At 62.8% G+C, this 18609-nt stretch carries 14 protein-coding genes; 9 read left to right on the plus strand and 5 right to left on the minus strand.

The window, feature by feature from the left end; genetic code table 11:
- The first annotated feature begins 16 nt into the window (after positions 1-16).
- Entirely contained in the window at positions 17-1411 is a 1395-nt protein-coding gene (locus EPL00_RS23190; RefSeq protein WP_135855346.1) for a M14 family zinc carboxypeptidase, read from the plus strand.
- Between the two features lie 101 nt (positions 1412-1512).
- Here the strand turns inward: EPL00_RS23190 and EPL00_RS23195 are convergent, their stop codons facing one another.
- The 4 genes from EPL00_RS23195 to EPL00_RS23210 form a co-directional block, all read right to left on the minus strand.
- Positions 1513-2715, minus strand: a complete 1203-nt coding sequence (locus EPL00_RS23195; protein ID WP_135855345.1) for an aminotransferase class V-fold PLP-dependent enzyme — start codon at positions 2713-2715, stop codon at positions 1513-1515.
- A gap of 82 nt (positions 2716-2797) precedes the next feature.
- The gene (locus EPL00_RS23200) at positions 2798-3793 is read right to left on the minus strand and encodes a beta/alpha barrel domain-containing protein (RefSeq protein ID WP_135855344.1); all 996 of its coding nucleotides are present in this window, start codon (positions 3791-3793) and stop codon (positions 2798-2800) included.
- A complete protein-coding gene (locus EPL00_RS23205) occupies positions 3793-4488 on the minus strand; it encodes a PIG-L deacetylase family protein (RefSeq protein ID WP_135855343.1) in 696 nt (231 codons plus the stop codon). The genes EPL00_RS23200 and EPL00_RS23205 overlap by 1 nt, the downstream gene beginning before the upstream one ends.
- 740 nt (positions 4489-5228) lie before the next feature.
- A complete protein-coding gene (locus tag EPL00_RS23210) occupies positions 5229-5882 on the minus strand; it encodes a ribonuclease HI family protein (RefSeq protein WP_135855342.1) in 654 nt (217 codons plus the stop codon).
- A 224-nt stretch (positions 5883-6106) separates the two neighbouring features.
- On the opposite strand from EPL00_RS23210, the gene EPL00_RS23215 reads away from it, so the two are divergent.
- Positions 6107-6475, plus strand: a complete 369-nt coding sequence (locus EPL00_RS23215; protein ID WP_135855341.1) for an ArsR/SmtB family transcription factor — start codon at positions 6107-6109, stop codon at positions 6473-6475.
- Positions 6468-7346, plus strand: a complete 879-nt coding sequence (locus EPL00_RS23220) for an arsenite methyltransferase (RefSeq protein WP_135855340.1) — start codon at positions 6468-6470, stop codon at positions 7344-7346. Before EPL00_RS23215 ends, EPL00_RS23220 begins: the two co-directional genes overlap by 8 nt.
- A 219-nt stretch (positions 7347-7565) precedes the next feature.
- On the opposite strand, the gene EPL00_RS23225 is transcribed toward EPL00_RS23220, so the two are convergent.
- Positions 7566-8903 (minus strand): cytochrome P450, encoded by a 1338-nt coding sequence (locus EPL00_RS23225; protein ID WP_135855339.1) that lies wholly within the window; start codon positions 8901-8903, stop codon positions 7566-7568.
- A gap of 203 nt (positions 8904-9106) precedes the next feature.
- On the opposite strand from EPL00_RS23225, the gene EPL00_RS23230 reads away from it, so the two are divergent.
- The 6 genes from EPL00_RS23230 to EPL00_RS23255 all read left to right on the plus strand — a co-directional run bounded on the left by EPL00_RS23230 (position 9107) and on the right by EPL00_RS23255 (position 18206).
- On the plus strand, positions 9107-11632 hold the full coding sequence (locus EPL00_RS23230; RefSeq protein ID WP_162224325.1) for an outer membrane protein assembly factor BamB family protein: 2526 nt from the start codon (positions 9107-9109) through the stop codon (positions 11630-11632).
- Positions 11629-12633 carry a COG1361 family protein gene (locus EPL00_RS23235; protein WP_135855337.1) on the plus strand — a complete coding sequence of 335 codons (1005 nt, stop codon included), beginning with the start codon at positions 11629-11631 and terminating at the stop codon, positions 12631-12633. Before EPL00_RS23230 ends, EPL00_RS23235 begins: the two co-directional genes overlap by 4 nt.
- 83 nt (positions 12634-12716) lie before the next feature.
- Complete coding sequence (locus tag EPL00_RS23240) at positions 12717-13448, plus strand: DUF11 domain-containing protein (protein WP_135855336.1); 732 nt, start codon at positions 12717-12719, stop codon at positions 13446-13448.
- 725 nt (positions 13449-14173) lie between these two features.
- A complete protein-coding gene (locus EPL00_RS23245; RefSeq protein WP_135855335.1) occupies positions 14174-15049 on the plus strand; it encodes a ParA family protein in 876 nt (291 codons plus the stop codon).
- Entirely contained in the window at positions 15046-15825 is a 780-nt protein-coding gene (locus EPL00_RS23735; RefSeq protein WP_202932764.1) for a hypothetical protein, read from the plus strand. Before EPL00_RS23245 ends, EPL00_RS23735 begins: the two co-directional genes overlap by 4 nt.
- 1034 nt (positions 15826-16859) lie before the next feature.
- Positions 16860-18206 carry an orc1/cdc6 family replication initiation protein gene (locus EPL00_RS23255; RefSeq protein ID WP_135855334.1) on the plus strand — a complete coding sequence of 449 codons (1347 nt, stop codon included), beginning with the start codon at positions 16860-16862 and terminating at the stop codon, positions 18204-18206.
- The last annotated feature ends 403 nt before the right edge of the window (positions 18207-18609 follow it).

Consider the following 18609-nt stretch of genomic DNA (forward strand, 5'->3'; position numbering starts at 1 on the left):
GTCTGAAGTTACCCTCATGACAGGTGCTTCGGGGTCGCCGAGACGGACGTTCGAGTGGATAGACGACGCGATTCCCCGCTACGAGTCGTTCTTCACGGTCGAGGAACACCGCGAACGCGGCCGGGCGCTCGCGGCCGACCGCGACCATGTCGAGTACGAGGAGTGCGGCGAGAGCGCGGGCGGCGAGACGCTGTGGGCGGTCACCGTCGGCGAGGGGAGTCGAAGCGCGCTCCTGTTCGGTGCGCCCCATCCGAACGAACCCATCGGGTCGATGACCATCGACTTTCTCCTTCACGAACTCGCAACGAACGACGAGTTGCGAGCGTCGCTCGACTACGAGTTCGTCTGCGTGCCGGTCGCCGACCCGGACGGCGTGCGACTGAACGAAGGCTGGTTCGACGGCCCGTTCACGCTCTCGAACTACGCGCTGAACTTCTACCGGACGCCACCGGACGAGCAGGTCGAGGCGACCTTCCCAGTCGAACGCGAGGACTACTCCTACGACGACCCGACGCCGAAGACGCGGATGCTCGCCGACTTCATCGAGACGCATCGCCCCGAGTTCATCTACAGCTTCCACAACGCGGCGTTCGGCGGCTGTTACTACTACCTCACCGAACCTCTCGAACCGCTCCACGACGCGCTCGCGTCGCTCCCCGAGGAGTACGGCGTGCCGCTCCATCGGGGCGAAGCGGAGAAGTTCGACGCGGAGCAGTACGACAACGCTATCTACCAGCTCTGGACCTTCGCGGACATGTACGAGGACACACGGGACGGCGACGAGGACTCCGAAGACGCGCTCATCGGCGGCAACGCCTACGATTACGCCAGCCGGTTCGAAGACGACGTATTGGAGTTCGTCGTGGAATTGCCGTACTTTCACGACCCGCGGATCGGGGACCGGACGGAACTCGACCGCACCCGCGAGGAGGTCATCCGCGAGGGAGTCCGGCACCGACAGACGCTCGCCGAGGAGATGCGGCGAGGTGTCGAGGCCGTCGCCGAGTACCTCCCGGACACGCCGATGGCGCGGGAAGCGGAGGGTGCCGTCTACCACTTCGAAGACGAGTACGAGGCGAAGTTGGAGTGGGCCGAGTCGGCCGCCGAGACCGACGAGTCGGCGACCGTCGCACAGCAGATAGACGAGCGGTTCCTCAAGCAGTACCACCTGCTGACCTATCTCGGCATGCTGTTGCGGTCCATCGACCACGCCGCGATGAGCGCCGACGAGGAGGCCCGCGAGACGCTGGTCGAGACGAAGGCCGCGCTCGAAGACGCCTTCCACGAGCGAATCGGCGAGATGCGCGACCACCTCGATTACGAGACGATTCCGATATGGAAACTCGTCGCGATTCAAGCCCGTGCGGGACTCCTCTGTCTGGACTACAGACAGAATCGAACCGACACGTAATCCGAGAGCCAAACTATAGATTGTTTAAAGATAGAATAATACGTCTATAAGTAATCTATAAGAGTCTTTCGTGCGGACGCGAAGTCGAACCGCGACGGCCGCTACAGGTTCGCCCGGATGCGCTCAACCGCGTAGTCGGCTTCCTCGTCGGTGAGACACATCGGGTTCACGGTGAACGTCGATTCGTGGAGGCCGTCGGCACCGACGTAGACGCGAGGCTCCTCGCGCCGGAGCGCGGCCACGAGGTCGGCCGCGGCGGCGTCCGCGTCGCTCAGGTCCGCCACCACCTCGGGCGCGACGGCGGTCTTCTCAGCGCCGGTAATCGAGCAGGCGACGCCCTCCGACTCCGCGAGTCGGTCGGCGACGCGCTCGGCGCGCTCGCGCCACTCCGCGACCAGCGCGTCGTGGTCCTCTTCGAGGAACAGTTCGAGGGCTTTGATGAGGCCCGCTAACTCCTCTTTGCCGACCTTCATCGGGCGGCCGATGCCCTGCCGGGGCACGCCGTCGAGGTCGCTCACGTCCACCAGCGACTCGGGCGGTTCGTACGCCTCGCTGGCCGCGTGCATGTCGAGGTGCTGGAGCGCCGCCGACTTCACGAGGTCCGACCGGCCAGCGAGAATCCCCGTCGATTGGGGGCCGCGAATCGCCTTCCCGCCGCTGAACACCACGAGGTCCGCGCCCAAATCCACGAAGCGTTCGAGGTTCGAGGCGGGCGGCAGTTCAGCGGCGGCGTCCACGATGACGGGCACGTCGTGGTCGTGAGCGATGTCGACTACCGTTTCGAGGGGCGGTTGCGTGTAGGGCTTCTGGACGTAGGCGACGGCGGCGGTCTCCTCGGAGATGGCGTCGGCGTACTCCCACGGTTCGACGTTCGTCGCGCCGGTCCCGAGGTGGTAGTCGTTCGTGCCCACGTCCACGATGTCGGCCCCGGCGGCCCGGAGCGCGTGGTCGTAGCCGGTGCGGTGGGTGCGGGCCATCACGATTTCGTCCGCCACGCCCTCGGTGTCGGGCAGTCGCGCCATCGTTCCGGGGTCGTCGCCCGCGATGGCCGCCGCCGCGCCGAGGGTCATCGCCGCCGCCGCCCCGCTGGCGACGTAGCCCGCGTCGGCCCCGGTCGCGTCGGCCACGAGGTCGCTCGCCCGCGCTTGCAGGTCCGAGATGCGCGCGAAGCCGGTCGCGGCGTCGGCCATCGCCTCGACGGCCTCCTCGCGGATGAGACTGCCGCCGATACGGGTCTTCGTCCCGGCGGCATTGATAACCGCTGGCACGCCTAGCTCGTCGTAGATGTCGGGTGTCTCCGGCATAGTTCGATGCGCTCCCGGCGGCTACTAATCGGTTGCGGTGGGACCCCGGGGGAAGAGAGAGGAGAAAGAGGAGACCGAGGCGCTACTCGTCGGGGAGCGCGTCGAGGTAGGCGTTCCACACTGCGTCGTGGTCGTCGGTCCCGATGGACGAGATGACCCGACAGGCGTCCCAACCCCACATGAAGACGCTGTCTGCGCCGCCCTCGACCGCGATTCGGGTCGCGCGCCGGACCTGCTCGGGTGCGCCCTCGTCGGGGAGCGCGAACCCCTGAATCCAAATCTGGCTTTCGAGGTCGTACTCGTCGGCCAGCGAGACCACGCGCTCGGTGTACTCGCGGACGAACGGTTCTAACTCCTCGTCGAAGGCCGCCCAGTAGGGGTCGGTAGCTAGCACGTCGAGGTGGTCGCTCTCGGCCAGCGTCGTCCAGTCGGTCAGTCCGTGTTCGGCGCTGTCGCCGGGCAGGAGACAGACCGCGTTCTCGGCCCCCTTCTCGCGGACGAGCGCCATCATCTCTTCGAGGAACGAGCGGAGCGACGCCTCTCGGAACTCGGCGACGCGCTCGGTCTCGGTCTCGGGCATCGACTCACCGTACTCGTCCTCGAAGCGCTCCCGGCAGGCCCCACACCGACAGGTCCACGCCGAGTCGGGGACCTCCTCGTCGTGCCACTCGGGCGCGAACCAGTGGGGTTCGTCCCAGAACACCACGTCCGCGCCGAGGTCCACCGCGTCGCGGGTCCACTCGCGCACGAACTCCCGAAACGTCGGGTCGTTGAAACAGGCCGCCGGGACGCGCTCGCCGGTCGAGAGCCGCTGGCGGGAATCGGGATTGTGACCGATAAACTCAGAGAGGGCTTCGCCGCCGAAGACCCGGCCGACGCCCCACGGGTTGACGTAGACGCGCTGGTCGCGCTCGTGGCTCGCCGCCACGAGATCGGCCATCGTCTCGGCGTAGTACCGCTGGTCGCGCTCGCTGAAGGTGTGCAACACCGCGTCGAGACCGCGGTCGGCGAACCGGTCCAAGTCCCGTTCGGCGTGTCGCGGGTCGCGGACGCCGAAGTAGCTGGTTCCTTTTTCCATTACAGATACTCCCGCGCGGACTCGTGGAGTGGGTCGAAGCCCTCCGCGAATCGCGCGCCGGTGCGCTTGCCGAGGACGCGGGCCTCCGCGCGGACGCCCTCCATCAGATGCTCGAACTCCGCGTCGATGCCGCCGTGTTCCTGCAGGAACTCGACCTGCGACTCGTGGCAGTCGATGGCCTCCTCTTTCTGGTCCTGATACCCGGTCACGTCCACGAAGACCGACGGCTCGAACTCGGCGGTCGGCTTGCCGAAGAAGTAGACGTTGTCGGGGTCGTGGGGCGGATGCTCCGTCTCCACGAGCGGGAGCGAGGCCATGTAGTAGGCGTCGGTGACGAGCCGCGAGGAGGCCCGGTGGTCCGGGTGCATGTCCTCGCGGTAGTGGGTCAGGATTACGTCGGGTTCGTACTCCCGAATCACGTCCACGAGCGCGAGGCGGTGGTCGAGCGAGTAGGTGACCCGGCCGTCCCGGAAGTCGAGGAAGGCCGCCTCGGCCCCGAGCGTCCGGGCGGAGGCGCGGGCCTCCTCTTCCCGGACGGCCGCGACTTCCGCTTCGGTCGCGTCGAGACCGCCGTACTCCCCGCGCGTCAGGTGGACGATTGCTACGTCGTCTCCTCGGTCGGCGTGCTTGGCCAGCGTCCCGCCGCAGAAGATGTCCGCGTCGTCGGGATGTGCGACTATGGCTAACACTCTCATGCAGTATCGACGTTCTGACCCGGCCCGTATAAAATTGCGGTGCGGTCGCGTACAGAACGGTCGTATCCGAACATCGCCGACAGCCGAAATCCGGTTCGATCGAGTCGAGGCAGTTCGAGGAGCGAACAGGTCGTGGAGCATTCCGTCAGGGGGCCGTCGTTCGTCTCCGCCGAGGGTATTCACCTCGGGGAGCGGTAGCGATTTGTAGCCTTCGAACGGCGAGTAGCCTTGTAGCGATAATACAATATAAATAGAGGTGAATCTGTTACTTGACGCCGTGTTGTTCGGGCGACAGGGTACTGACAGCGTAGCAATTATCTTATATACCCACACACAAACGTGGTTTCTCGAACGTAACGTTTCCCGTTTTCAAACACATATTCCACCACTTGTATCGGATAAAAGTAGAATTCAGTTCAAATCGGCCAACTATCGACTCGTCAGATAGTAGATTCAAATCCCCAATATACGTGCCAGATATTCCTACAATTAAGAGTTGGCAGTCGGAGAGTTGGTCGCAATTATATTGAACTTATCTTACAATACTATTACCGGCGGCGACCCTACTGAGTTCTCGATAATCCACCGGTCAAGGAGATGCCGAACCAAACAGTGCCTCTCTCCTCGAATAGTTCCGGTTCAGTTTGTTTTCGGAGCGTAGCTTCGTGTCTTCACGATTGCTTCGATACCGCTAGAGGTCGTTCACGTTTCGCAAGAATCCGGTCGATAAATCACTGCTACTATCCCGGCCCGAAAGCCGCGATATCGGCTCCGACGGTCGCGAGTGCGTCGGCGGGGTTCGGGTCGCTGTCGGCCAGATGCGTGTAACGGTGTTCCGGGATGCGCGAAAGTGCCGTCGTGACGGCGTCGCTGTACGTCTCGACGCCCGGTTCCGTCGGGTCATCGCCGCCCCAGACATCCCGGATTACCGTCATCGAATCGATGCGCACTTCCAGCCTGCGCGGCTCGTAGCGAGCCAACAGTTCGGAGAGTCCGAGTTGGAGGGCGACGTACTCGGCGGTGTTGTTCCCCGTCCGGGAGCCGACGGGTCGGCCGAGACGGGCGAGTTCCTCCTCCGAACCGTCCATAATGACAGCGCCCGCTCCTGCGGGACCGGGGTTGCCGCGTGAACTGCCGTCGACGTAGAGGACGAACGTGTCGCTCGTCGGCTCGGTGACGGGTGGCCGAGCGAGTCCCGACGCCAGCAGGTCTTCGAGCGCGCGACGCAACTCGTCCGAGGAGGTCGCGGGGTCGAACAGGCCGCCGTAGCCGGAGACGGCGTCGTCGATAGCGTCGGTGGCGGCCGCCATCTCGTATCCGACGCCCGCGAGGACCTCGTCGACGAGCGTGGCGAGCGGCGTGAGACGTTCGGCCGGGAGGCGGCCGTCGGTCACACCACGTCCCCCTTCGGGCCTCGATTCCGGTTTCGCGTTCCCTCCTCTCCGGACGATTTCACGGGCGTGTCGTACCACTGCATATCGGTCCTTGGAGGTCGAGCGGGATAATCGCTTCAGGTAGGACCAGCGTTCGGTCATCGAGGGCTTGGTGGGGTCGCCGGAAATCATAGTAACGAACGGGAGTAACGTATTAGTATCTGCTTGTATAAGCACTAGCTGAAATGGCACAGGAAACCACAGACGTTCCAGGCGACAGCACGGAGTCCGACGCGGACCCGTGTTGTGCGGGACCACCCGAGGTGGACTCGGACGCGCTGGTGGCGGACCTCCAGTTGCTCTCGGCGATGGGGAACGACACGCGGTACGAACTCCTCCGGCGGATAGCGAACGCCGAGGGCGGCGTCTGCGTCTGCGACCTCCAAGGGGCGGTCGGCGTGAGCCAGAGCGCGGTGAGCCAAGCCCTCTCTCGGCTCTACTCGGCCGGACTCGTCTCGCGGCGCAAGGAGGGGTCGTGGCGGTACTACGACACCACCGACGCGTCCGACGCACTACTCTCGACGCTCGACGACTTGCGGGGTGACGATGAGTGAGAACGCGGAGTCGGGAACTCCCGTCTCCGAACGGGACCCCGACGAGACCCGCCGACTCGTCCGCGAGCGGTACGCGGACATCGCGTCCAGTAGCGGCGACGAGTCGTGCTGTAGCGACGTGGGCGGCGATGGAAGTGGCGAGGGCGGCGATAGAGGCGGCGACGAGTCGTGCTGTAGCGATTCGTCCGCCGGGACCGGAAGCGAGCAGTTGGGTTACGCCGAGGAGGACCTCGAAGCGGTCGCCGAGGGCGCGGACCTCGGACTCGGCTGTGGCAACCCGAAGGCGTTCGCGGACATGAGTCCGGGCGAGACCGTGCTGGACTTGGGGTCGGGGGCCGGGTTCGACTGCTTCCTCGCCGCGCGGGAGGTCGGCGACGACGGCCGCGTCGTCGGCGTGGACATGACTCCCGAGATGGTCTCGAAGGCCCGCGAGAACGTCTCGAAGAACGACGCCTCGAACGTCGAGTTCCGACTCGGCGAGATTTCCCACCTCCCGGTCGCGGACGAGACGGTCGATGTCGTCATTTCGAACTGCGTCGTCAACCTCGCACCCGAGAAGCGGCAGGTGTTCGCCGAGGCGTACCGTGCGCTCCGGCCCGGCGGCCGACTCGCCATCTCCGATGTCGTCCAGACCGCGCCGTTTCCCGAGGAGGTGCGGATGGACCCCGACTCGCTGACGGCGTGCGTCGCCGGTGCCTCGACGGTGGACGCGCTCGAAGCGACGCTCGACGACGTGGGCTTCGAGGCGGTCGAAATCGAGCCGAAGTCCGAAAGCACCGAGTTCATCCGCGAGTGGGACGCCGAGCGCGACCTGAGCGAGTATCTGGTCTCGGCCACTATCGAGGCGCGCAAGCCCGCGGTCCGCGAGTAACTCTGAACGACAAGTCAGGGACAATCCGAGTGACGCTCGGCCGTGGCCGAGGCTCCGAGGTTGGGAAAAGTGGGGGGTGGGGAGAGTTCGCCGGACGAAAACGAATGGTTGAGCGACCGGCGAACGTGCGTCGAAAGGCATCGCCGCCTTATAGGTCTTCTGTACGCTCCGACCGACCGCTCCGATTTCCGGGACGACCGACGGTCGCTGTCGGTCTCCTCAGCGTTCGTGGACTCGCATCGGCATCCCGTCGCGGGGGTGCATCGTCAGCGTCGGCCACAGTTCGGGTTCGGCATCGCGGGCGTATTCGAGGCGGTACTGCTGGGCGGTGCGCGCGAGAATCAGCTTCGCCTCCAGTTTGGCGAGGTGCTTGCCGATGCAGTGGCGCGGGCCGCCGCCGAACGGGAAGTAGGCGAACCGCGGTCGGTCCGCGTCGCGGCTCCAGCGGTCGGGGTCGAACGCGTCGGGGTCGTCCCAGTAGCGTTCCGAACGATGCATCGCCCACTGGGAGAGCATGATGGCGCTCTCCTCGGGGACGCGATAGCCGCCCAGTTCGACCGGTTCCTTCGCCTCGCGGAACATCGTGTAGACCGGCGGGTAGAGCCGCATCGCCTCGTCGACCACCTGCTCGACGTAGTCCAAGTTTCCCACGTCCTCCATCGTCGGCGCGTCGCCGCCGAGAACGTCGTCTATCTCGTCGTGGACGCGCCGCTCGGCCTCGGGATGCTGGGAGAGGAGATACCACGTGTAGGTCAACGTCAGCGCGGTCGTGTCGTGGCCCGCCAACAGCATCGTCATCACCTCGTCGCGTATCTCGCGGTCGGTCTGCTCGCCGCGGTCCTGCGCGCGGAGCAGAATCGACAGCAGGTCGTCGGGTCCCTCGTCGGTCTCGGGGTCGCCGTGGGTGCCGCGGCGCTCGGTCACGATGTCGTCGATGACGCTCTCCATCGTCCCCACGGCGTTCCGGTACTCGCTGTCGCCCGGCATCGGGAGCCACTGGGGCGCGGCGAACCGAACCGGGTCGGGTTCGAAACGCGCGCCGAGCGGAAGCAGCGCCTCACGGATGGTTTGGACGCGCTCGTCGTTCAGGTCGGTGCCCAACATCAGGTCCACGATGACCGCGAGGGTCACCTGCGTCATGTCCTGTTCTACGTCTACCTCCTCGCCGTCGGCCCAGTCGGCCAGCAGGTCGTCGTTGTGTTCGACTATCTGGTCGGCGAACCCCATCAGTCGCCGCATGTCGAACGCGGGATTAGCGAGTTGGCGCTGTTTGCGCCACTGCTGGCCCTCGCTGAGGAGCAGGCCCTTCCCGAGCAAATCGCCGAGCGCGTCGTTCTGGAAGTCCGGCTTGCGGTACTTCTCGGCCTCCGAGACCAACACGCGCTCTACGTCCATCGGGTCGGTCAACAGGTAGGTGTCCAGCGGCCCGAGGTCGAACTGAACCACGTCGCCGTACGCCTGTTCGAGCGCCGAGAGAAACCGGAACGGGTCGCGGGCGTACCGCCGACTACTGCCGAACAACGGTTCTCCTCGCGGGCCGGGCGGTGACGAACTCATCAGTACTGTGTTGGGCTCTAACAGGATGAATGCAACGGTGAGTGTCGGCCTGTTCCGCGAGTGTTCAAATTGACGAAGCCTTAGCCATATAGGTTTGTGAGTCTATACGTGTTATCTAAGTCTATATCTCGTTCACTAATCGTATCAAAAATTTCTATTTCCAATATTTTATGTGTTTGTTCGATAGTATATTGACCCATAGAATGAGCGAACTCACCCGGCGGGAGTGGTTGCGGTTGTCGGGAGTCACGGCGACTTCCGCGTTCGGCACCTCAACAGTCGCGGGCAGAATGTCGAACGAGGCTACCGCGACCACGTCAACGGCCGACTGGCAGTCGTTCCACAACGGTCCGACTAATACCGGACACGCGAGAAACACCACCGGCCCCGGAAGCGGTGCCAGCCCGACGAAGGAGTACCACACCGCGGGAGGATACGAAGCGCCACCGATTATCGCCGACGGAATCATCTACGCTGCGAACAGGTACGGCGATCTCCTCGCGGTCGATACCACCGACGGAACACGAAACTGGAAGTTCGCGACCGGCGAGCAAATTCTGGCGTCACCGACGCTTCGCGATGGCACAATCTACGTGGGGGGTACGAACGAGAAACTGTACGCGATCGACGCGACGGACGGTAGCGAGGAGTGGACGTACAGAACTGATGGGCAGGATGTCTCGGCTCCCACGGTCGCGGGCGGGTCCGTGTTCTTCGGAAGCTACGACCGGAACGTCTACTCCGTGGATGCCGTAGATGGAACCGAGAACTGGCGGTTCGAGACGAGCGGGGTCCTCACGACCAGATCGCGGATATCCAACGCGCCAGCAGTTGCCGACGGTACAGTCTATGTCGGCAACTTAGACAGGAGATTGTACGCGCTGGACGCAGCCGACGGCTCCAAGCGCTGGGAAGTAGCAAAAAGTGGGTACGTGTGGGCACCGGCTGTCGTCGACGACACGGTGTATGCAGGTACGTCCGGTGGGAAAATCTATGCGTTCGACGCTAGCAGTGGTAAGCAACGCTGGTCGTTCGGCGGTCCACAACGGATGACGGCACCAGCGGTTGCCGACGGTACCGTGTACGTCGGTCGGTACGAGGGGGCTCATCAAGGCGAATACGACGTTCGTCTGTACGCGCTCGATGCTGCCGACGGGAGCGAGCTGTGGCAGTTCACGACGGACGGGAAGATCGTACACTCACCGGTCGTCGCGGATGGTCGCGTGTACGTTTCCATCGACGACCCACCGAAGCTTCAAGTTGTAGATGCGGCCAGCGGGACCGAACTGGACGAGTATCCGGCCGGAGAGAGTACCGAATTCGGGTCGCTCGAACAGTTCACGGCCCCAATCGTTTCCGAGGGTACGCTCTACGTGGGTAGCGAAGACGGGAATCTTTGGGCAGTCGGTGACAGAGCGTCGTCGGGGAGTCCGCCGACTCCGGCGTTCGACCGTTCACCAAAATCGCCGGAAGTCGATCAGTCGGTTACGTTCGACGCGTCTGCGTCGAGCGACCCCGACGGTACGATTGCGACCTACGAATGGGACTTCGACGGCGACGGCTCCTTCGAGGTCCGAGGAGAGACGACCAGCCATACGTTCGAGAGTACGGGCGAATACGCCGTCACCCTACGCGTCACCGACGGTACCGGGAGGTCAGCAACGACAGAAACGATGGTCACCGTCTCGAAGTCCCCGTTCCAGCAGGTCAAGGAGTCCCACCTCTCGAAGGCCGAGGAGTTAGACGCGGCGGCGCTCACCGACATGGACGCCGTCGAGCAAGCCCGGACCGCCAACGACGAGTACACGACCGCGGTCGAGAACGGCGACATCTCCGAAGAGACCGCGATAGACGCGCTACAGCGGATTATCAGCGGTCTCGACACGACGCTCACGACGATCAGGAACATCGGCGGGAGACCGGAGTTCACCGGCGACGACCAGTACGACCTAACCCAGCAGATGGCCGTCCCCACCATCAACACGGGTATCGACCTCGCGCTGGGCGCGTTCACTATACTGAAGAAGTTGTCAGACGGTGCGAGCTTCTTCACGACGAGCGTCCTGAAGACGGCGAAGTCGCAGGTAGACGACGCCATCAAGTCGCTAACCAGCGGGATGTTCGGAAACGCAGTTGACGCCATCGGCATGATACGAGGGAGTGCCCCGACCATCGTCCAAGAGATACTGAAGGGCGTCGCACAGGCCGAGGTCGTGAGCATGGTCGAGGAGAAGGTGTCGGCGATTGCGGACACGGTCGCGGACGGCCTCCAAACGTACGCCGAGCAGGACATGTTGTCGCTCCTGCCGGGGGTCACGCAACCGTTCGTCGACGAACCCGCCGCGCTCGACGCTGGCGTCGGGTTCCTCTACGACTTCCTGTCGGCCGAGCGCCTCCGAGAGGACGGGCTGGCCGGGTCAACCAACGTCGCGTTACAGGAGGCCCGGAACGCCCAGTCGTCCATCGAGACCGAGGTGAAAGACACCGACAGCGTGATACAGGACGCCAAAGAGTGGAGTCAGGACCACAGTCTCGTCGGCTCGATAATCGAGTTCGTCCGAGCGCCGAGTCTGGAAGACGTACTCGACTCCGTAATCGGAGCTATCCTGACACTGACCGGAGGTGTGGCGAACGCCTTCGCGACGGGTGCCGGATTCGGTGCCCTCATCAAAATCAACGTGACACATCACATCGGCCTCGTCGAAAATATACGAGGTGAACCCTTATGAGCGGTCGGCGGACGGACGTACCCTCGTTGTTTCGGTCCTACCGGGAAGCACTGGAGTCCGAGGACCTGCCGCGGGCGGTCGAAGCGGCGGTCAGCATGGAAGAGACGGAGGCGGAGCCGACGGCGCTGGTCGAGGATTTCGTCGCGGCAGTCCGGAACGACGAGTTGGGACTCGCGCGTACCCTGCTCCAACAGATCGGTAGCGCCTACGAGCGGTTGGAGACGGCCGAACAGGCACAGATACAGCGTGCGATTACCGCGGTCGAGGAGGGGTCGCTGTCGGCGTCGAAAGAGCAGCAACTGTTGAAGTTGACGCGGACTGCGACGCAGGCGAGCCTCACTCGGTCGGCGTTCCTCAACCAGTCCATCGCGCGAATCGAGTCCGAGAAGCTGGACGAAACGACCGTCGTGGACACGGCGAAACAGGCCAAAAACGTCGAGCAGGAACTCTCGACGGCGAAAGATACGACGGGCGGTATCGCGGACGGAATCAGCGTCTCCCCGACGCCGACGGTCCTGACCAACGGCGGTCCCGAGACCGTCGCGCGGGGCGAGTCGGCGGCACTGACCGTGACCGTCGGGAACGTGGGAAACGACGAGACCGACGCGCTCTCGTTGGAAGCCGACGCGGAGAGCGGGCTCTCGGTCCGTGACGAGAGCGTCTCGATACGCCCACTCTCCTCGGACGCCCGCGAGGAGGTCGCGGTCTCGGTGGTCGGAGACACGGCCGGAGAGCGAACCGTCACGCTCGACCTCAAGCGCGGCGACTCGACCGTCGAATCGGTCACGCAGACGATAACGGTGCTGAACGAGGCGAAGTCCGTTCGGGAGGCGGTCGTCGGCGGCGACAGGACGGTCCCGAACGAGACGGAGATACAGCAGTCCATCGCCTACTGGACCGAGGACGAAGTGATTCCCGGCACCGGCGGGAAGTCGATAACCACCGAGAAGCTACAGGAGTTCATCACGGAATGGGTCGAATCGAAGGGAGGGAGCAGTTGATGTCGCGTTCGGCCCCCGGACGCGAGGTGGCCGCACTCGGGATAGCGCTTGTGGTATCGTCGGTTCTCCTCGGAGGGTCGGCGGTGGCCGCGACCAGTGGGACAGTCGAGGGGAGCGCCGTGGCCAACGAGAACGTCGCGAACACCGAAGCCGAACTCGCGTTGAATATGAGTGGCCACGCCGAGGAAGTCGAGGAGGGATACGAGGTCCGACTCGAAGTCACGGTGCGGAACGAAGGCAACGGGACCAGTCCGGCACCCGTCTTCGACCTCGGACGCCTTCCCGACGGGTGGGCGGTCGCGTCTTGGTCGGGCTCTGGAGCTACGTATCGGGAATCGACGAACGAGTGGCTCTGGACGGAAGTCGAATCCGAAGCCTCACGAGACCTGAGTATCACGATGACGGCGGATTCACGCACCGACTCGGCCACGATATCCGGGGAAGTGACCGACGGATACGACCACCGGGCGACCGACGACATCCGAATCGAGACGGGGCGGGCCTCCTCGGGGGCCGGTGGTGGCGCTGGCGGCCAGAGTATCAGCGAAACTACGTCCACGAGCGAGCCGACCGAGACGGTCGAAGCAACCACGACCGTGGAAACGACCGCGACGACCGATGTGACGGGTTCTCGAACACCGACTTCGACGGTAGTCCCGACCACGTCTCGAACGCCGACGACGGCGACTCGGACGAATTGGACAGCCACGTCTCGAACGCCCTCGGACACGGCGATACCCGGATTCGGCCTCATAGGTGCCGTCGTTGCCATCGTTGGGCTATCGGTCGCTTCAGCGAGCAAGGCTGAAGAGTAGTCGGTCGGAGAAGGAATTTCTTTGCTCCGGGGATGAACAAGTCGCTGTGAAGTTCGAACTGGGTGCGGACGCCGCCGGAGCGGCGTTCGCGGTGGTGCGAGCCAGCGACAGGCGAGCATGGCTCGAAAGTGTTCCAGAGGCACTGTGGTCTCCGCGGCAGTCTAACTTGTCCGGAGACTCGGTGGTCGATACGTATCTATAGAATAAATATTTCAGCCAGTAATCTGAGATAGATACCTTAGAGATAAATCTTAGATAGACATCGTAGACAGCTTAGTTAGAAGTATTATTTACCGTCTATAGCGAGGCGGGAAGCGACAATCCGCGGGCCGAATCGGTTCCTACGAGTAAGGTACGCGGTCGTCCGAATCCATCTCGGTTCGGGAGCTTCCAAAAGCATCCCAGACAATTATCTTAGATATTTATCTTAGGCTCTTATCTTAGACGTTTATCTTATGTGAGTAGATGTTAAGATATGGTCGCAGAGCGGAGTTATCAGTCAAACGCACGAGTCAACCGGAGATGTAAGTCAAACACTGGCCCCAGATAGAAATCAAAGAACAGCGTCTTAGACTTGTATCTTAGATTTATGTCTTAGACAAGTATCTTAGCCACCTAACTTACGTCTCTAACTTAGAAAAGTAACACAGATAACAGTCATACGTGTCTTTCTTAGCAACCTTGTCTGACGAACTTTCATATCGGAGAAGGACACAGGCGTAGGTATGCTGTCGTACACCGTCTACAGCGAGGCTGGCGGCGTCGGAAAGTCCACACTCGCCGCGAACCTCGCCGTCGCACACGCTCGCGCCGGTTTAGACGTTCTCGTGGTTCCGCTCGACCCGCAGGACGGCGACCTCAGCCGACTCCTCGGCGTGGACGACGAGCGCGCCGACGCTGACGTGGACAGCCTCGTTCGCCACATCATCGAGAGTCCGAAAGGTCCCTTCGAGGAACTCGTTCGAACCACGGAGGGCGTCGATGTCGTTCCGGAACACAACAACCTCTCGGACCTGCCGGGCCACCTCGACCGCGAGCAGTCGAAGGCCGAACAGCTCGGGGACGCGTACAACATCTACGCGCAACTCCATCGCGTGCTAGACGAGGGCGAGGTCGGGAGCGAGTACGACGTTCTCATCTGTGACCCACCCGCTACCGAATCCGACCACCTCTACAACGCCATCTACGCGACGCGGAACCTCGTCATCCCCGTCGAGCCGTCGGCGAAGGGTCGGGCGTCGGTCGAAGGACTCCAGAACCTCGCGACGAACTTCGCCGAGCAGTTGGGCATTGACGTGGGCGTCTTGGCCGCCGTACCGAACGGCGTGAAGAACACGAGCGACCAGCGAGAGATGTTACGGGACATCGAGTTCACGACGCCCGAGACCATCGGCGACCGAACGTCGCTGATGGAAGGCTGCTGGAAACAGCAGTGTTCGGCATTCGAGTACGTCCGCGAGCATCGTGACCGGCGGCGCGACTACGAGGTCGAGACGCTGGCGCAACTGGACCGAATCGCGCGCCACTTGGAGTCGCAGGTCGGCGTGGACGCACCGCACCCGCCCGAGCCGGGCGCACTGAAACGCGAGGAGCCAGCATGAACGGGTTCAAAGACGGCGCGTCGGCGGACAGTCCGTTCGGCGATACGACGGCGGAAGACGAAGCCGGGGACGACGGTGGGGAAGTGTCGTCGGAGGCTGAGGAACCGGACGGTGAGACGCGGACCGAAGAGAACGAGCCGGACGCCGAAGAGAACGAGCCGGATGCCAAGGAGAACGAGCCGGATGCCGAGGAGAACGGCCGTCTTACCGAGGAGAGCGACCCGAACGCCGAGAGAAGTGAGACGGATGACGGAGCGGATTCAACGGAGATAGCGGCGACAGCGAGGGAGTCAGCGACGGCGGTTGAAGAATCGGCGGCGGGCGAAGAACCAGTCACGACCGAAGAGTCAGCCACGACCGAGCCGAGGGAGACGACGACCTCGGTGGAGGCGAGTAGCACAGGAGAAACAGTAACTTCGGAGGAGCCAGTGGATTCGGAGGAGCCAGTGGATTCGGAGAAGCCAACAGATTCGGAGGGGCCAGCAGGTGCGGAAGAGCCGACAGATTCCGAAGAAGCTGCTGGAGCTTCGATAGGTGGGAGCCTGCCGTGGATTTACCAGCGCGCGAGCATCACGGACGGCCGGGAGAAGACGGTCCAACTGCATCTGCGGTCGGCGACGCTGGACGAGCAGCGACGGGGCCTCGGCGAGATAGAGCGCCTCCTCGGCGAGTCGGTGAAGAAAGCGGACTTGCGGGAAGCTGCGTTCCTCGTCGGTCTCAGCCATCTCGGCGAAGTCGCCGGGACGCTCCGGGAGTGGGGCTACGATTTCGAGTAACGGGGCTATCTCCGTATTCGGGGAGTAGGAGTAGTCGGGGAGTAGTCGGTGATTTTGAGGGGTAGTTGGTGGATTCGAGGGGTAGTCGGTGAATTCGAGGAGTGGTTGGTGATTCCCTCGGACGGTGAGAGTCGGGAAAACCCCACCGAGTGACAGGTAGAACCCCACCGAGTGACAATGGAACCCCCACACCCCGTGTGCGAGATGAAATCGGTAGAGGAGTGGGGAGGGGTCGGTCGTCATCGACGGCCGGGATAGACGCGGAAATGGCGTTTTTACGGAGAAAAGCGTCGGTGACCATAATTAGAACCGGTGAGAGGGGTGATTTGAAGGACTGTATTAATATAGAAATCTTTATATATGTGTCTCTTAAACTGAATCCGTACTGTACTTACAGTATCACGAAACGTAAACAACGTGTCGTGATACTAACTCATTCCGGCTCTCGATAATTCTACGTGTATTTTGCGGTCGTAACTCGTCTCTATCGGAAAATCGCTGGTTTTAGCCGCTCTACCGTCTTCACGACACCCCGTCTCCTCTCTCGAACCTCCACCCTATCGAGGATTTCATCTCGCACACGGGGTGTGGGGGTCGAACGAAACTATCCTGTACGACTTTCTTCGACTAACTTTCCTCGTGACTTGCTTCCACATTTCGATCTAACTTCTTTCCACTCGACTTCTGCTCGACTTCCGCTCAAATTCTACACCGTCACTCCTTCCACCTGACCGCTACTGAACTCTATTCGATCGCTGACCGGCCTTCAACTGGGCGCTGACTAAACTCGACAGACCTGTCTTATCCGAATCGTCTAACCCCTCTCGTTCCTTCACGAATTTCATCTTGCACACGGAGGGTCACTCTCTATTTCATCTCGCACACGGGGTGTGTCTCCTCTATTTGACTTCGCCCGCGGTCCGACGACTCCCTTCGAAACCAACCACAAAGCGCCTTTACTGCCTGAATGCGGCGAATTTAATCTCGCACACGGTACCCACAACTATTTACCGAATGGACTACACCCCGATAACATGGCCGACGGCGACGACGACCAGTCTCTTTCCCAGTCGATCAAAGGGCGTCTGCAACAAGGCGTTCAGAACTCCGTGTTCCGAGAGAAGGGGCTCCTCGACCCCGACGCCGTCATCGACGAGGACCGAATCGTCGGTCGTGACGAGCAGTTGGACGACATCATCACCTACCTCCGGCCAGCGGTTCAGGGCAACCGTCCGCCGAACATGCTCCTGTACGGCCCGTCGGGGACCGGGAAGTCGCTCATCATCAACGCGGTCTGCCAGCAGGTGCTGGAACTGGCCAACGCTCAAGGCGACCAGTTCGGCGTCATCAAGATCAACTGCCAGACCATCAAATCCCACGACCGCGCGGTGTACCGCCTCGTGGAGAACGCCGCGACCGAGGCCGGAGTCGGCGTCGGCATCCCCGAGAGCGGTATCTCGACCGACCAGAAGCTCAACCGATTCTACGAGGTCCTGAGCCACCACTTCGACTCGGTCATCATCATCTTAGACGAGGTGGACCTGCTGGTCGGCCGACAGCGCGACCCGAACGACGAACCGGCCTACTCGAAACTGCTGTATCAACTCTCGCGAGCCTCCCAGCTCGGCCGCATCGACGGTCACGTCTCGGTCGCCGCGCTCACGAACGACCCGCGATTCATGGAGGACTTGGACGGGCGCGCGGAGAGTTCGTTCAATCCCCAAGACGTGGTCTTCCCGGACTACGACGCCAACCAGTTGCAGGCGATTCTGGAGCGCCGACGCGACGCCTATCAGGAGGGCGTCCTCGAAGACGGTATCATCCCACTGAGTGCGGCGTTCGCGGCCCAAGACCACGGCGACGCCCGGAAAGCTATCGACCTCTTCCGGAAGGCCGGGGAGATAGCCGACCGCCGAGGAGAGGAGACCGTCTGTGAAGAACACGTCCGGGACGCCCAAGAGGAGGCCGAGCGCGACCGCACCCTGACCCAGATGCAGGGACTCTCGACCCAGAAGAAGCTCTCGCTGTACGCGACCGCCAGCGTCGCCGTCCACTCCCAGCGAAACCTGAACGCGGTGCCCAGCACCGTCGCGTACCGGGTCTACCAGTACATCACGGACCTGCTGGACGCCGACGAGAAATCGCGTGACTCGTATCTCCGGTACATGAGCGAGGCCGAGACCTACAACTTCGTCACGTCGGAGAAGCGCGGTCGCGGGTACGGAAGCGGCGTCCACAAGGAGTACACGTTCATCGACGACCCGGAAGTCGTCGCCGAGACCCTACAGGCTGACATCCGACTCGAAGAAGTCGAACGCGACGAGAACCTCATCGAATCGGTCGTCAACTCCCAGATTGCGGACTTCTTCGACGGGGAGTAAGAGACTTCCGTCCGGGCTGACTCGACCTTCGTGTCCCGTTTCATCTCGCACACGGGGTGAGCGGCCGTCGCGACGACGATTCGATTCCACTGTACCAGATTCGATACGCATGTCTGACATTGGCCGCGCAGATTTCACTTCGCACACGGGGTGTCCCCGCCCGACGACACCTCACACGCCGCGAACTCTTTTCCGCTGGCCGTAATTCATCTCGCACACGGGGTCTTCCCCACGAACTTCGTCCCGCCGAACACGCCGGGAGAATTCATCTCGCACACGGGGACACTCCCGACTCGCCGCCCCTCACCAGTCCGACCCGCCGCTCCACACCACTCTGATTTGCTGTTCCACAATAGTTCGACCCGCCGCTCCACATCACTCCCAACCGAGGAGAACGAGGGTC

Origin of the sequence: Halorussus salinus (assembly GCF_004765815.2) — an archaeon.
Taxonomy (GTDB): Archaea; Halobacteriota; Halobacteria; order Halobacteriales; family Haladaptataceae; genus Halorussus; species Halorussus salinus.